The organism is Horticoccus luteus (assembly GCF_019464535.1).
GTDB classification, from domain to species: Bacteria; Verrucomicrobiota; Verrucomicrobiia; order Opitutales; family Opitutaceae; genus Horticoccus; species Horticoccus luteus.
The window spans coordinates 2,894,329-2,907,857 of sequence record NZ_CP080507.1; the positions used below are offsets into that span (position 1 = coordinate 2,894,329).

Here is a 13,529-nt window from a genome sequence, read left to right on the forward strand (position 1 = left end):
CCTCAGCTCAGCCAACGCTCCCGATTCGCCGCCACAAACGCATCGTCCACCAACTCCGGATACGCCTGCGCCACGCGCGTCAACTCCTCCGCCTGGCCCGGCGACAACACCTCGTGCGGATTCAAACAGTGGACCGACGGCACCAGCCCCTGCCGGCGCAACACCTCCAAAATCCCCGGGATGCAGCCGCGAAATCCATTCGCCGCGTCGAACAACGCCGCGTTCATGTCCGTCACCGCGATCGCTCGCGTCAGCCATGTCGCGTCCAACGCCCCGCTCATCCGCGCCACCTTGATCTCCTCCAGCAACTCTACCGCGCGCTTCGTCCACACGCCCCAGTGCCCCAGCAATCCACCCGCGATGCGCCGCGTCACACGACGCCCTCCCGCCTCGAACGAAAACGGCGTCAGCAGATCGACCACGATGCTGTCGTCGTTGCCCGTGTAGAGCACCACATCGTCGCGGCCGCTCTCCACGATCGCCCGCACCACATCGATGGTTTGGTAACGATTAAACGGCGCGATCTTGATCGCGATCACGTTCCGAATCTCCGCGAACCGCCGCCAAAACGAATACCCCAACAGCCGCCCGCCCGCCGCCGGTTGCAGATAGAACCCGATCACCGGCAGCACCTCCGCCACCCGCGCGCAGTGCGCGATCATCGCATCTTCCGTGTCGTTCTTGAACGCCGACAAACTCAGCAGGCCCGCCTGATAACCGAGCGACCGCGCCAGCTCCGCCTCTCCCACCGCCTGCGCCGTGCGACCGCACACCCCCGCGATCTTGATGAACGCCCGCGGCGCTCGCGCCAGTTCCTCATCGATCGTCCGCGCCGCCAGCTCCAGCACCGGCTTGAACAACCCGTGCTGCGGTTCGCGAATCTCGAACTGCGTCGAATGCACGCCGACCGCCAGCCCGCCCACTCCGGCCGCCACATAGTAACGCGTGATCGCGCGCTGATGCCGCGCCGAAAACCGCCGGTCCGCGTCCAGCGCGAGCGGCTGCGCCGGGATCACCTGGCCCGCTTGAAGATGAGAACGTAGGTCCATGTCGAAAAAGAAAGGTTTGCTCGTTGACGCTGAAGTTTGCCCACCAGACGCCGCGTCCCGCCGCCGTCAGAATTTTCCGTCGCGCGCCTCGAAATGCGTCGGCTTGCCGAGCAAGTGACCGCCGCTGCGCAAATGGTCCGCCACCAAGGCGATCATGTCCTCGAGCGACTTCGTCACCGGCCCAAACAACCGCATCGATTCGTCCGCGTTCGCCAGCCACGCCGTCGTCGCCGGCGTGCCCGTCATCACGGGTTTGCGTCCCACCAGCGCGCCAAACCGCTCCGCCACTTCGCGAATCGTCACTTCCCGCGGCCCCGTCACGTTCAGCAGTTTCGGCGGCGACGCCACGTGTTCCAGGCACTGGATCGCCCGCGCGCACGCATCCCCCTGCCAGATCAAATTGAACGCGTTCATCGTCTCATCGATCGGCTCGCCGCTGAGCACGCGCTGCGCGATGTCCGCCAGCACGCCGTAGCGCAGCTCCACCGCATAATTCAACCGGTAGATCAGCTCCGGCGTCCCAAATTTCCGCGCGTAATGCGTGAACACCCGCTCGCGCCCCACACACGTGCTGGCATACTCGCCGAGCAGCGCCACCGGCGTCGCCTCCGTCGCCCCGCCGCTGCCCACCGGCACGAACGGATACACGCAACCCGTCGAAAAAATCACCATGCGCGCCGTGCGAAATCGCCGCGCCACGTGCGACGGCACGATCGTGTTTTGAATCCACGTTTCATCCGGCGCGCTGTCGGTCCCGAATTTCTGCCCCGCGAGATATTCGATGTTCGCCGCGTCCGGCAGTTTCATCACCGCCTCGTAATCCGCCAAGTCGCACGCCACGGGCACCACGCCAAACTCCTCCAACGCGCGCTTTCCCTCCGGCCGGCTGAACCGCGACACACCCAGCACCCGCGTGTTCTTCCTGCCCGCCGCATCGAGCGCCCGCCGCAGCATCACCGCGAGCGTCGTTCCCATTTTGCCCCCCACGCCCAGCACCATGAAATCGCCGTCCAACGCCCGCGCCGCCGCCACCGCTCCCGCCGTCGGTTCGGATAACAGCCACTCGATTTCGCGGTCCGTGCGCGCAACAGTCATAGGGGCGCGCACTGTGGCTGCGCCAATCCGCCTTGTCACTCCGTTTCCCGCCGCCAGTCTGCCTTCGCCTGCGTCCTCCCCTCGTTCCCATGCGCGCCATCGACATCCATACGCACCCCGTCTTTTTCCGCTCCGGCTATTCCGCCGCCGAAGCCGACCGCCTCGCCGCCGGCGCCTCCGCCCTCGGCGTCCGTCACATGATCTGCCTCGGCGATGTCCTCGTCTACGGCCCGCGCCCGAACGAAAAGCAAGTCCGCACCATCAACGACCAGACCGCCCAATTGCTCCGCTGGCGCCCCGACTACTTCACCGGGTTTTGCGGGCTCAATCCCGTCCTCGGCGAACGCGCCGTCCAGCGCGAAGTCGAACGCTGCGCCGCGCTCGGCTTCAAAGGCATCAAACTCGAAATCTCCAACAACGCCCGCGAAGCCTGCATGAAACCCGTCATGCACGCCGCCGCCCGCTTCGGGCTCCCCGTCCTCCAACATACCTGGAGCATGACGCATATCCGCCAGCGCCACATGCACTCCGACCCCGAGGACACCGCCCTCCTCGCCCGCCGCTTTCCCAACGTCCGGATCATTATGGCGCATCTTACCGGCTGCGGTTACCGCGGCATTCTCGAAGCCAAGGGCATCGACAATCTCGTCGTCGACACGTCCGGCGGCTACCCCGAAGCCGGCCTCCTCGACTTCGCCCTCGAACACCTCGGCGCCGACCACATCGTTTACGGCTCCGATCTCCCGATTCGCGAAACCTCCGTCACGCTCAACCGCATTCTCGGCACGAAGATGAGCACCACCGAGCGCGAGAAAATCCTCTACGGCAACACCGCCCGCCTTCTGCAACTCGCCCCCTGATTTCCTCCTCCCGCCTGCTCCGTTCCCCGCATGAGCCTCATCGATACCAACGTCCACCTTGGCCCCTGGCCCTTTTCCTTTCTGCCGGAATTCAATGCGCCGCAACTCGCCGCGCACCTCGCCGCCGAAGGGATCGATCGCGCCCTCGTCTCGCCTCTCCCCGCCGCACTCGCGCCCGACCCTCTCCCCGCCAATCGCACACTCTTCGCCGCCGTCCGGCGCACGCCCACGCTCCTGCCGCTGCCCGTCGTCAACCCCGCCCTTGCGCACTGGCGCGAACAACTCGACGCCACCGCCACCGGCCCTCTCCGCGCCATCAAACTTCTCCCTCCGTATCACAACTACCGCCCCGAAGCCCCGCGCTTCGCGGCGTTCTTCGCCGAGGTCGCCGCCCGCCACCTCAAAGTCGTCGTCGAAACCCGCCTCGAGGATGACCGCCACCGCTATCACGGCCTCAGCGTGAAGGCCCTCACCGCGAAGCAGCTCGCGCCTTTTCTCCAACGTTACCCTGACCTGCGGCCCCTCGTCCTCGGCCTCGGCCTCCCTGAACTTCGCGAACTCGCTCAACAAAAACTCACGGCCTTCTCCTTCGACACGGCATTCGTCGAATGGACCGATTCCATCGCCACGCTCGCCAAGGAATTCTCCACCGACCGCGTGATGTTCGGCTCGCACGCTCCATTCCTCGTCGCCCGCGCCAGCCTCGCCAAGCTCACCACCGCGCAACTCCCCGCCGCCGTTCGCCGGGCCTTCTCGTCTCGCAACGCCGAAAAATTCTTCGGCCTCTGACGCGCTTCTCCACACCCGCGCGGCGAACGCCCACCGCTGCTCATCGCTCACTCCATCGCCTTCGCCTGCCGCCATGCCCTCTTCTTCCGTCCCTACCGCCACGCACTCGCCCATCGTCGACGAACCCGTCCCCCGCCCTCGCCGCTGGGGAGCCGCTGAGCTCACCCGCCTCACCGCGATGGTCGAGCAATCCTCGCTCTTCTATTGGCAAGGCCCGCAAACCACCGCCCTCCTCGAGGAATTCCGCCGCCACTATCCGTTGCCCTGCCTCTTCCCCTGCTCGTCCGGCTCCGCCGCGCTCCACGTCGCCGTCGCCGCGCTGCGTTTGCGTCCCGGTGACGAGATCATCACCTCACCCATCACCGACATGGGCTCAGTCATCGGTATTCTGTATCAACAAGGCGTTCCCGTTTTCGCCGATATCGACGCCCGCACCTACAATCTCGATGTCTCCGCCGTTCGCGCCGCGATTACCCCGAAGACCCGCGCCATCATGGCCGTGCATCTCGCCGGCAATCCCAGCGATCTCACCGCCCTCTCCGCCCTCGCCCGCGAACACGGCCTCGCCCTCATCGAGGACTGCGCCCAATCCTGGGGCGCCCAACACCGCGGCACGCCCGTCGGCCTCTTTGGCGATCTCGCCTGCTATTCGTTCAACGACTTCAAGCACGTGAGCTGCGGCGACGGCGGCATCGTCGGCACACCGCACGAAAAATACGGCGCCACTCTCTCGCGCTGGGGCGATAAATCCTACGACCGCGTCCACGGCACCCGCGATCCCGCCGACCTCGCGCCCAACTACCGTATGAGCGAGCCCCAAGCCGCCGTCGCCGCTGCGCAGATGACGAAGCTCTCCGCCCTGGTCGCCGCCCGCAACCGCCTCGGCGTGCAGCTCACCACGGCGCTGGCCGATACGCCCGGTATCCTTCCTCCCGTCACCCACGCCGGTGATTTGCATAGCTATTGGTTTTACTTTCTGCGCCTCGATCTCGCCCGCCTCACCTGCACGCGAGATGAATTTGCCGCCGCCGCCCGCGCGGAAGGCGTCGCCGCCAGCGCCGGCTATCTGCCGCAGCCCGTCTATCGCTACCAAGTTTTTCAAAATCACAACTTCTTCGGCGGCGCCTGGCCCGTGCGCGACAGCGGCCTCACCGCCATGGACTATCGCACCGTCTCCTGCCCCACCGCGGAAGCCGTCCTGGCCGACGGCATCACGCTCCCCATCAACGAAGCGATGACGCCCGCCTACATCGGAAAAGTCGCCCTCGCCCTCACCACGCTCGCGCACCGCTTCGCGCGTTAAGCCCCGCCGCCTTTCCCGGCCCGCGCGCTTCCCCCGCGCGGCGGCGGCCTGCGAGCACCGCTCGCTATAAAATCTTCGCGCCTCGCCGCCGGCTCCGCCGCAACGTTCGCCGCGGCGCGTTTTCCCGAGTTCGCACGACGTCACGAATTATAAACAAATATAAAACGTTGATGCTCGTTCCCGACGACGAATTCGCCTCGCAATACATTTTTTACTATTGACAGCTCCGCCCGTCGGCGCTCTGGTGTTCGCATAATTCAGCCCGACATGATTTCGCTTTCCACGCGTCCTCTTTCTTATTCCCGCCGTGCATCGGCAGGAACGGGGACGTCGCATGTCCAACCGGTCCTTCCCGGTGCTGTTTTCCAGGGCTGAGCGCGCTCCATCGCGCCGAGTTTAGCCCGGGACGCAGTCACCGGGCAACCCTCCAGCCTCGCAGGCCAGCGCCTCATCGGTCGCGTTCTGCACACCTGCTTTCCGCGGTCTAGCACCGCGCTTCATCCCTCGCCGGGCGTCCCGGCATAGCCGTGTCCGATCGCGGCTGACCTCATCGCAGCCGCCTTCGGGCTATCCCTGTAAACCACGTCCTCCCCCACCCATCACCCTTTATGATCATGAACAACCACGCTCCCATCTATCTCACTCGCGAAGACTACGCCAAACTCCGCCTCCTCCTGAAACTGGCCCCGCGCTCCAAACCGAATGGCGCCTATCAAAAGCTCCATGCCGAGCTCGATCGTGCCGCCATCGTGGATGTCTCCGCACTCCCCTCCCAGTCAGTCACGATGGGTTCGCGCGTCACCTTCGAAGATCGCGCCACTGGCGAGATCGAGCAATACACGCTCGTTTTCCCGGAGCAGGCCGACGTCGATCAGAACCGGCTGTCCGTCCTCGCCCCCATCGGCACCGCTCTCCTTGGCTACAGCGAGGGCGACGAAGTGCATTGGGACACGCCCGGCGGTCGCCGCCACATCCTCATCCGTGAGGTCACCCAACCCGCCGCCGTCGCCGATCCCGTGCTCGCCGGAGCGCAGTTTGGCTGAGCGCGCGCCCGTCTTCCTTCAGTGACTCCCTCTCCGGGCGACGCGCCCGGCGGGCGGAGCCATGTCAACTATACTTATACGTCCTGTATTATCGTGGAATTTAATAAACGCATCGTGATGGTTGGATTCGGCGTCGTCGCTCACGCGCTGCTGCCGCTCCTCCTCAAGCATCTGCGGGTGCCTTGTTCCCAAATCGTGGTCATCGATTTTTCCGACCGCGAAGAGGTTCTGCGCCCGTGGATCGCCAAGGGCCTGCGCTTCGTCCGGGAAAAGATCACGCCCTTCAGTCTCGCGCGCCTGCTCTCGTCGCACGCCGGCCCCGGCGATCTGATCATCGACCTCGCCTGGAGCGTCGACTTCTTCGACATCGTTCTCTGGGCCCACGACAACGACGTTCTCTATATCAACGCCTCCCTCGAATCGTGGGACCCTTCCGCTGAGACCCATCGCAAGCCCCTCGTCGAAAAATCGCTTTACCACCGCTACACCAAATTCCTTCCCCTGGCCGCCGCGTGGCGCCACACCGCCACGGCGGTGGTCGACCACGGCTCGAATCCCGGCCTCGTTTCCCATTTTGTGAAACGCGGACTGCTCGACATCGGCGAGGCCGTGCTCCGCGAAAAAAAGCGCCCGGCCGCGAGCGCCCGCCGGATCGAGCGCTTCATGGGCGACCGTCACTTTGCCGAACTCGCCCGCGAACTCGACGTGAAGGTCATCCACTGCAGCGAGTGGGACACCCAGCGCGCCGACCAGGCCAAGTCGCCCGATGAATTTGTGGGCACATGGAGTGTCGAGGGCATGTGGGAGGAGTCGATTTCGCCCTGCGAAATCGGCTGGGGCACCCACGAGAAAACCCTCCCCCCGCTCGCCCTGCGTCCCGCGATCGGGCCCGGCAACCAAATCATCCTCCCGCAGATGGGCCTCAATTCCTGGGTTCGCTCCTGGGTGCCCAATCAGGAAATCGTCGGCATGTCGGTGACCCACGGCGAATCCTTCAGCCTTTCGCACGCGCTCACCGTGCGCGAGAAGGGCCGCGTCGTTTACCGCCCCACCGTCCATTACGCCTACAACCCCTGCAACGACTCCCTCGTCTCGCTGCACGAGTTGCGCGCGCGGCATTATGAATTGCATCCGCGCAAACGTATCCTCACCGACGAAATCGTCACGGGCGGCGACCTCGTGGGCGCCCTCCTGATGGGCCATCCCTTCCGTTCGTGGTGGACTGGCAGTGTGCTCTCCATCGACGACGCCCGGAAAAAAGTGCCGCACGTCAATGCGACCGCCGTGCAGGTCGCCGCCGGCGTGCTGGCCGCCGCGCTGTGGGCCGTGCGCCACCCGCGCCAGGGCCTTTGCCTCCCCGAAGATCTGCCCCACGACGAAATCCTCCGCGACGCAGCCCCTTACCTCGGCAATATCATTTCGGTGCCCTCGCATTGGACTCCACTCAGCCAGCGCCGCGTCTATTTCGACGAAGCCGCCGCCCGCCTTCCGGCCGACGAGGCCGATCCCTGGCAGTTCGGTAACTTCGTCTTCCAACCCTGAACCTCAACCCCTGCGTTATCATCATGAACTCCCTCCACTCCTCACCCTCCTCCGACAAGTTCATCCTCCGCGGCATCCGCGTCTGGCCCACCGAAGCCATGAAGACGATCATCCACACCAAAGCAGCCCGCCTGCTGCGGCTCGATCCGTCTATCATCCGTGTCCGCATCGACGTCGAGCGCGACCTCCACGGCGGCCTCCCGATGTTCGCCGCCAAGGGTCACATTGAAATCCTCGGCCCGGATCTCTTCGCCTCGGTCACGACACCCGACGCCTACAAATCCGTCGATCTCCTGATCGAGAAACTGGCGCGCAAACTCCGGCGCCGGCACACCGCGCTGCGGCGTCACCGCCATCGCGATGACATCCGCACGCACGCGGACGCCCGCTCCAGCACCCGTCACGCGCTCGCTGAAACGCTCGTCATGGGTTAGCCCGGCGCCGGCCCTCGCCGGTCCCGCCGGCTTCGTTGAATCGTGCGGCCGCGGCCCGTCCCGCGGCCGCCACGTTGCTCCATTGGCGTCGCCCGCGCACCCATTGCAGCGCGGTAATTTGACGCCGCCCGGACGCCCGCACACGCTGTGTCATGGCTGTAAAATTCAAGGACTACTATGAAACCTTGGACATCCCTCGCACCGCTTCGCCGGACGAAATCAAGCAGGCCTTCCGCAAACTCGCACGCATCCACCATCCCGACGTCGCGAAAAACAAATCCGCCGGCGAAGCGAAGTTTAAGGAGATCAACGAAGCCTACGAGGTCTTGAGCGATCCCGAGAAACGCCGCCGTTACGACGAACTCGGCGCGCGCTGGCAGGATCCCACGCCCGAATCGCCCCCGCCCGGCTATCGCCCGCCCACCGGCGGCGGCGTTCCGCCCGACGAATCCGACTTCGAATTTGGCGGCACCGGCTACAGCGATTTCTTTGAATCGTTTTTCGCCGGCGGCCGCGACGGCTCGGGTTTCTCCCGCCGCTCCGCCCCCGGCGGCCGCGGCGGCGGTTTTGCGTTTCCCGGCAGCGACGTGGAGGCCGACATTCTGGTCACGCTGGAAGAAGTGCTGCGCGGTTCGCCCCGCACGATCACGCTGCGCCGCCCGGCGATGCGCGGTGAACCGGAGCGCACCAACACCTACCACGTGCGCATCCCGCCGGGCGTGCGTGAGGGCCAGCGCATCCGCCTCGCCGGCCAGGGCGAGCCAGGCCAGGGCGGCGCCGCCGCGGGCGATCTTTACCTGCGCGTCCGCCTCGCACGTCATCCCGATCTCAGCGTCCGCGACGCCGATCTCTATTACGATCTCGTCCTCGCCCCGTGGGAAGCCGTGCTCGGCGCGCATCCGAAAATCCCCACTCTCGATGGCGCGACTTCCCTGCGCGTTCCTCCCGGCACCGCCGCCGGCAGCCGCCTCCGCTTGCGCGGTCTCGGCCTCCCCCGCGGCGACGACGGCCGCGGCGACCTTTACGCCACCGTCACCCTCCAGACACCCCCGGTCGTCTCGGCCGAAGAAAAAGCGCTCTGGGAAAAGCTCGCCGCCGTTTCGACCTTCAACCCGAGGCCCTTGTCATGAGCAATTTCATCTTCTCCGCCCAACGCACGATCGCTGTCGTCAACTTGGTCGATGGCGAGCCGTCCCTCTACTCACTCGAAACCGCCGCCCGCCTGACTGGCGTGCACCCCGAGTTGCTTCGTTACTACTGCCGCCAAGGCTTGCTCGGCCCCGAGCGCACCGCACCGGACCGCGAGCCCCAATTCGACGACAACGCCCTCTACGAAGTGCGCCGCATCGAACACTTCCGCCAGCATCACGGCGTCAACCGCCAGGCGCTCCCCTTGCTCTGCGAACTGTGGCGGGAAGTCGACCGCTTGAAAAACGAACTGCGTTTCCTGCGCGGTCCCTGAACTCGCGCCACTCCGCCACGCGACTGCCTCATCGAGTCGCGCCCGTGCCTCAACCCTCCATCCACCGCTCGTCGCTCACTCCGCCTGCGCGGCCGCCGCCCCCAGCACGCGGAGCGTATTGCGGCCCCACACTTTCGCCACCTCCGCCTCTTTCCAACCCCGCTGCAAGAGCGCCGCGGTGAGGCGGGGGAAGTCGCTCACGTCGTTCAACCCGCGCACGCCGCCGCCGCCATCGAAGTCGCAGCCGATGCCCACGTGGTCGATCCCCGCAATCTCCACCGCGTGCTCCACGTGCCGCACGAAATCGGCCAGCGTCGCCACCGGATTCGGCCACGTGCGCCCCAACCGGTGCCATTCTCCCTCCGCCCACGCCTCGACGTCGGGCGTGAGTTCTTTTTCCGCCAGTGAGAGCAGCAGCGCCGCGAACGCCCGCGTGCGCTCCTCACCCCGCGGATCCGGCACCACCGCCACCGGCAGAGCATTGATCTGAATCACGCCGCCCGCCGCCGCGAGTTCTCGCAGCAACGCATCCCCGATGTTGCGCGGATGATCGCACACCGCGCGGCAACCGCTGTGCGACAACACCACCGGCGACCGCGACAGCGCGAGCATCTGCCGCAACGTCTCATCGCTCGCATGCGACGCATCCAGCACGATCCCCCGCCGGTTGCACTCGGCCACGAGCTCGCGCCCCAGCGGACTCAGTCCGCCCCACTCCTCGCCTCGCGGATCCGTCGAAGCATCCGCCACCTCGTTGTTGAGCATGTGCGTCAAACCGATCATCCGCACGCCCAACGCGCGAAACTTCGCCACGTGCGCGATCTCGCGCCCCAGCGAATAACTGTTCTCCAAACTCAAAAATATCGCGCGCTTCCCCGCCGCCTTCGCCGCGCACGCTTCGTCCGCCGTCGTCACCACGACGCATTCATTCGCCTTCGCCGCCACGACCGCGCGAACGCGCTCGCACGTCCGCACCGCCAGCGCATGGGCCCGCGCGAAGCCTCGCGCCGTCCGCGCCGCCTGCGTCACGTAAACCGCCCACACCATCGCATCGACGCCTCCCGCGCGCATGCGTGGCAAATCGACCTGCGATCCGTCCTCCGCCGCCTCGTGCCGCAGCCCAAAATCCCAGCCCGCCCGCGCGAGCGGTCCCGTCGCCGTGTCGCAATGCGTATCGATCGTAAACACCCGCTCGTGCACCGCCGCCGCGTCGTCCGTCATCGCGACAACCTGCCGCCCGCCTCGCGCCCCGCCAAGCCTGCGTTTGCCAGGCACCGCACCGGCACGCGCTTCGTCCGCGCCCGACTCGCCCATAAAAAAAGCGCACCCGCAGGTGCGCTCGTCATGCTGGTCCGGCGTCGCGTCAGGCGTTTCGCCGGCGACGCCAAACCGCGATCCCAAGTGCGGCCGCTCCGAACATCACGGCATACGTCGAGGGTTCCGGAATGGCCGGCGCCGTGCCGGTGAACGCAATGGCGCTGAAGCTCGCCGCTGCCGTGCCGATCAAGGTCGCCTCGGTCGTGTTCAGATCGATGGTATATAGGAGGGTCGAACTGCCATCTCGCACGCCCGAATAAACCCGGCCCGCGCTATCGATCGCGAGGAGGTTCTTAAAATCCACCCCCGTCGTCATCGAATAAGTGACGGTCGCGCTGTCCACATCGACCGTATAAAAATCACTCGCCACCTTGAGGTATAGCACTCCGGTCGGCCCGAACTCCAAGCCGGTCTGATACGTATCGGTGCCAAACGCCAGATCCGTCGCGGCGCCGGTGGCCAGGTTGATCGTTTTTAGCGTATCGTTGTTTTCGCTCCACGCAAACAACGTGCCGTCGCTCCGAAACGTCATGTCCGGAATGTCGTCCGAGTCACCCAGCGCGCCGACTAAGGTCGCGGCTCCCGTTGACGTGTTCAGCGTGTAAAGACTGGCTCCGCTGCCGCTGCTCGCCGCATACAATTTTCCATCCAGCGGATTGAAGCTCATGGCGGTGATGTGCGAGAGCCCGGTGTCGCCGATCGTGCTCAAGATCGATCCATTGTTCGGATCGATCTGATAAAGAATCGAGGCTCCTTTGCTTGCTCCCGAAATGCCGTAAAAGGCAAACGGATCGGCCCGCAGTGCCGACGCGAGTAATGTTAAACCAGTTACCAAGAACACGAAGTATTTCATCGAAAAGGGCCGGGACTAGGCCGGCTGCAAGCCGCGCGCACAACGTGAAAATGGCATCCACTCACCCGTGCTTCGAAACCGCTTCGCCTGGTACGACTTGCGCAATTTTCATTTAGCCGCGCTTCCATCTCGACCCACCGCGCCTTCGCAGTTGCGCAATGTGCTACCTTTGATTCTTCCTCCTGCTCCTCTCATGTCCACCGCTCCTACCGAGAACGTCGTCATCGTCGGCACCGGCTGCGCCGGCCTCACCGCCGCCATCTACACCGCGCGCGCCAGCCTCAATCCGTTGGTCCTCGAAGGTTCGCTCCCCGGCGGCCAGCTCACGACCACCAGCGAGGTCGAAAACTTTCCCGGCTTCCCCGCCGGCATCGACGGCTTCCAGCTCATGCAAAATCTGCGCGAGCAGGCCACCAAGTTCGGCACCCGCTTCGAACAGGCGCTCGTCCAGTCCGTCGACTTCTCCACCCAGCCACGCCGTCTCGTTTGCGCCGACCGCACCATTCTCGCCAAAACCGTCATCATCGCCACCGGCGCCTCGCCGCGCATGACCGGCATCCCCGGCGAAAAAGAACTCTACGGCGGCAAAGGCGTCACCACCTGCGCCACCTGCGACGGCGCGTTTTATCGCAAGATGGAGGTCGCCGTCATCGGCGGCGGCGACAGCGCCGCCGAGGAAGCGCTCTTCCTCACCCGCTTCGCCAGCAAGGTCTATCTCGTGCACCGGCGCGACTCCCTCCGCGCCTCGAAAATCATGGCCGAGCGCGCCACCGCGCACCCCAAGATTCAGCCCATCTGGAATCACGTGCCTGTCGCCGTCGAAGGCGTGGAGCAAGGCGCGGTCGATGGCCTGCGCGTGCGCCACGTGCACACCGGCGCCGAAAACATCCTGCCCGTCAAAGGCATCTTCGTCGCCATCGGCCATGTGCCCAACACCGCCGCTTTCGCCGGCGCGCTCGAGGTCGATGAAAACGGTTACTTCGTGCCCTTCGGCGGTTCGCAGGTGAAAACCAAAGTCCCCGGCGTCTTCGTCGCCGGCGATTGCGCCGACCACGTTTACCGCCAGGCCATCACCGCCGCCGGCATGGGCTGCGCCGCCGCCATCGAAGCGGAACGCTGGCTCGCCGAACACGGCGCTTAAGCTGCTCCCGGTGCACCCGCCTTCGCTGGCCCAGCTCTGGCACGAGCTCGGCATCCCCGCCGATTATTGCGCGGCCCGCGGACTCGTGCTCCACCCGGAAGCGCGCGCCGCGGACTTGGTCACCCTCCCGCAAACCGTCGACGGCCGCCCCGTCCGCCTCCTTCCGCCCGCCGCCGCCGCGTGGCATCGCCTCCACGCCGCCGCCGCCCACGACGGCATCACGCTGCTCCCGCTCTCCGGCTTTCGCAGCATCGCGCGGCAAGCCGAACTCATCCGCGCCAAACTCGCCGCCGGCGAACCCCTCGCCGCGATCCTGCGCGTCATCGCCGCCCCCGGTTGCAGTGAACACCATACCGGCCGCGCCCTCGATCTCGGCTCTCCCGACGATCTCGCGCTCGATGAAGAATTCGCCCGCACGCACGCGTTCCACTGGCTCACGACGCACGCCGCCGCGCAGGGCTTTGTCCTCTCCTATCCTCCCGGAAACTCCGCCGGCATCACCTACGAACCGTGGCATTGGTGCTGGCACCCGTCCGCCGCGCCCTAAACCGCCCGGCGCGCCACCCCGACCTCTCGCGCCCGTTTCCCGCACACTGCGTGATTGCCAGACTACGAAGAAATTTCATTTCTATCCGCTCCCC

14 protein-coding genes are annotated in these 13,529 nt (G+C 65.8%); 10 read left to right on the forward strand and 4 right to left on the reverse strand.

Going from position 1 to position 13,529, the window contains the following annotated elements:
* Positions 1–2 precede the first annotated feature (2 nt).
* Positions 3–1,049 (reverse strand): dihydrodipicolinate synthase family protein, encoded by a 1,047-nt coding sequence (locus K0B96_RS11825; protein WP_220161102.1) that lies wholly within the window; start codon positions 1,047–1,049, stop codon positions 3–5.
* A gap of 66 nt (positions 1,050–1,115) precedes the next feature.
* Positions 1,116–2,144: an NAD-dependent epimerase/dehydratase family protein gene (locus K0B96_RS11830; protein ID WP_255558636.1), complete on the reverse strand. Its 1,029-nt coding sequence runs from the start codon at positions 2,142–2,144 to the stop codon at positions 1,116–1,118.
* An 89-nt stretch (positions 2,145–2,233) separates the two neighbouring features.
* Here K0B96_RS11830 and K0B96_RS11835 point away from each other — a divergent pair, with 89 nt between their 5' ends.
* From K0B96_RS11835 to K0B96_RS11870, 8 genes are all read left to right on the forward strand, one after another.
* Positions 2,234–3,004 (forward strand): amidohydrolase family protein, encoded by a 771-nt coding sequence (locus K0B96_RS11835; protein WP_220161104.1) that lies wholly within the window; start codon positions 2,234–2,236, stop codon positions 3,002–3,004.
* Positions 3,005–3,034: 30 nt separating this feature from the next.
* On the forward strand, positions 3,035–3,793 hold the full coding sequence (locus K0B96_RS11840) for an amidohydrolase family protein (protein ID WP_220161105.1): 759 nt from the start codon (positions 3,035–3,037) through the stop codon (positions 3,791–3,793).
* Positions 3,794–3,866: 73 nt separating this feature from the next.
* On the forward strand, positions 3,867–5,096 hold the full coding sequence (locus tag K0B96_RS11845) for a DegT/DnrJ/EryC1/StrS family aminotransferase (protein WP_220161106.1): 1,230 nt from the start codon (positions 3,867–3,869) through the stop codon (positions 5,094–5,096).
* A gap of 614 nt (positions 5,097–5,710) precedes the next feature.
* A complete protein-coding gene (rnk, locus tag K0B96_RS11850) occupies positions 5,711–6,139 on the forward strand; it encodes a nucleoside diphosphate kinase regulator (RefSeq protein WP_220161107.1) in 429 nt (142 codons plus the stop codon).
* Between the two features lie 21 nt (positions 6,140–6,160).
* On the forward strand, positions 6,161–7,681 hold the full coding sequence (locus tag K0B96_RS11855; RefSeq protein ID WP_255558637.1) for a saccharopine dehydrogenase C-terminal domain-containing protein: 1,521 nt from the start codon (positions 6,161–6,163) through the stop codon (positions 7,679–7,681).
* Between the two features lie 23 nt (positions 7,682–7,704).
* Positions 7,705–8,115, forward strand: coding sequence for an HPF/RaiA family ribosome-associated protein (locus K0B96_RS11860; protein ID WP_220161108.1), 411 nt, complete (start codon positions 7,705–7,707; stop codon positions 8,113–8,115).
* A 152-nt stretch (positions 8,116–8,267) separates the two neighbouring features.
* Positions 8,268–9,245 (forward strand): DnaJ C-terminal domain-containing protein, encoded by a 978-nt coding sequence (locus K0B96_RS11865; RefSeq protein ID WP_220161109.1) that lies wholly within the window; start codon positions 8,268–8,270, stop codon positions 9,243–9,245.
* Complete coding sequence (locus tag K0B96_RS11870; RefSeq protein ID WP_220161110.1) at positions 9,242–9,577, forward strand: MerR family transcriptional regulator; 336 nt, start codon at positions 9,242–9,244, stop codon at positions 9,575–9,577. Before K0B96_RS11865 ends, K0B96_RS11870 begins: the two co-directional genes overlap by 4 nt.
* Positions 9,578–9,652: 75 nt before the next feature.
* Here the strand turns inward: K0B96_RS11870 and K0B96_RS11875 are convergent, their stop codons facing one another.
* Together K0B96_RS11875 and K0B96_RS11880 are read right to left on the reverse strand one after the other, a co-directional pair.
* Complete coding sequence (locus tag K0B96_RS11875) at positions 9,653–10,798, reverse strand: dipeptidase (RefSeq protein ID WP_220161111.1); 1,146 nt, start codon at positions 10,796–10,798, stop codon at positions 9,653–9,655.
* Positions 10,799–10,940: 142 nt separating this feature from the next.
* Positions 10,941–11,747: a DUF6923 family protein gene (locus tag K0B96_RS11880; protein ID WP_220161112.1), complete on the reverse strand. Its 807-nt coding sequence runs from the start codon at positions 11,745–11,747 to the stop codon at positions 10,941–10,943.
* 193 nt (positions 11,748–11,940) lie between these two features.
* Between K0B96_RS11880 and trxB the strand changes: the two genes are divergently transcribed.
* Both trxB and K0B96_RS11890 read left to right on the forward strand, forming a co-directional pair.
* Positions 11,941–12,888 (forward strand): thioredoxin-disulfide reductase, encoded by a 948-nt coding sequence (trxB, locus tag K0B96_RS11885; RefSeq protein ID WP_220161113.1) that lies wholly within the window; start codon positions 11,941–11,943, stop codon positions 12,886–12,888.
* Between the two features lie 10 nt (positions 12,889–12,898).
* On the forward strand, positions 12,899–13,435 hold the full coding sequence (locus K0B96_RS11890) for a M15 family metallopeptidase (RefSeq protein WP_220161114.1): 537 nt from the start codon (positions 12,899–12,901) through the stop codon (positions 13,433–13,435).
* The last annotated feature ends 94 nt before the right edge of the window (positions 13,436–13,529 follow it).

Bases quoted from the DNA above. Each gene is read 5' to 3' on its own strand.
- K0B96_RS11870 (WP_220161110.1), top strand. From the start codon at position 9,242: ATGAGCAATTTCATCTTCTCCGCCCAACGCACGATCGCTGTCGTCAAC.
- K0B96_RS11880 (WP_220161112.1), bottom strand. From the start codon at position 11,747: ATGAAATACTTCGTGTTCTTGGTAACTGGTTTAACATTACTCGCGTCG.
- K0B96_RS11875 (WP_220161111.1), bottom strand. From the start codon at position 10,798: ATGACGGACGACGCGGCGGCGGTGCACGAGCGGGTGTTTACGATCGAT.
- K0B96_RS11835 (WP_220161104.1), top strand. From the start codon at position 2,234: ATGCGCGCCATCGACATCCATACGCACCCCGTCTTTTTCCGCTCCGGC.
- K0B96_RS11845 (WP_220161106.1), top strand. From the start codon at position 3,867: ATGCCCTCTTCTTCCGTCCCTACCGCCACGCACTCGCCCATCGTCGAC.
- K0B96_RS11840 (WP_220161105.1), top strand. From the start codon at position 3,035: ATGAGCCTCATCGATACCAACGTCCACCTTGGCCCCTGGCCCTTTTCC.
- K0B96_RS11865 (WP_220161109.1), top strand. From the start codon at position 8,268: ATGGCTGTAAAATTCAAGGACTACTATGAAACCTTGGACATCCCTCGC.
- K0B96_RS11825 (WP_220161102.1), bottom strand. From the start codon at position 1,049: ATGGACCTACGTTCTCATCTTCAAGCGGGCCAGGTGATCCCGGCGCAG.
- rnk (WP_220161107.1), top strand. From the start codon at position 5,711: ATGAACAACCACGCTCCCATCTATCTCACTCGCGAAGACTACGCCAAA.
- K0B96_RS11860 (WP_220161108.1), top strand. From the start codon at position 7,705: ATGAACTCCCTCCACTCCTCACCCTCCTCCGACAAGTTCATCCTCCGC.
- K0B96_RS11830 (WP_255558636.1), bottom strand. From the start codon at position 2,144: ATGACTGTTGCGCGCACGGACCGCGAAATCGAGTGGCTGTTATCCGAA.
- trxB (WP_220161113.1), top strand. From the start codon at position 11,941: ATGTCCACCGCTCCTACCGAGAACGTCGTCATCGTCGGCACCGGCTGC.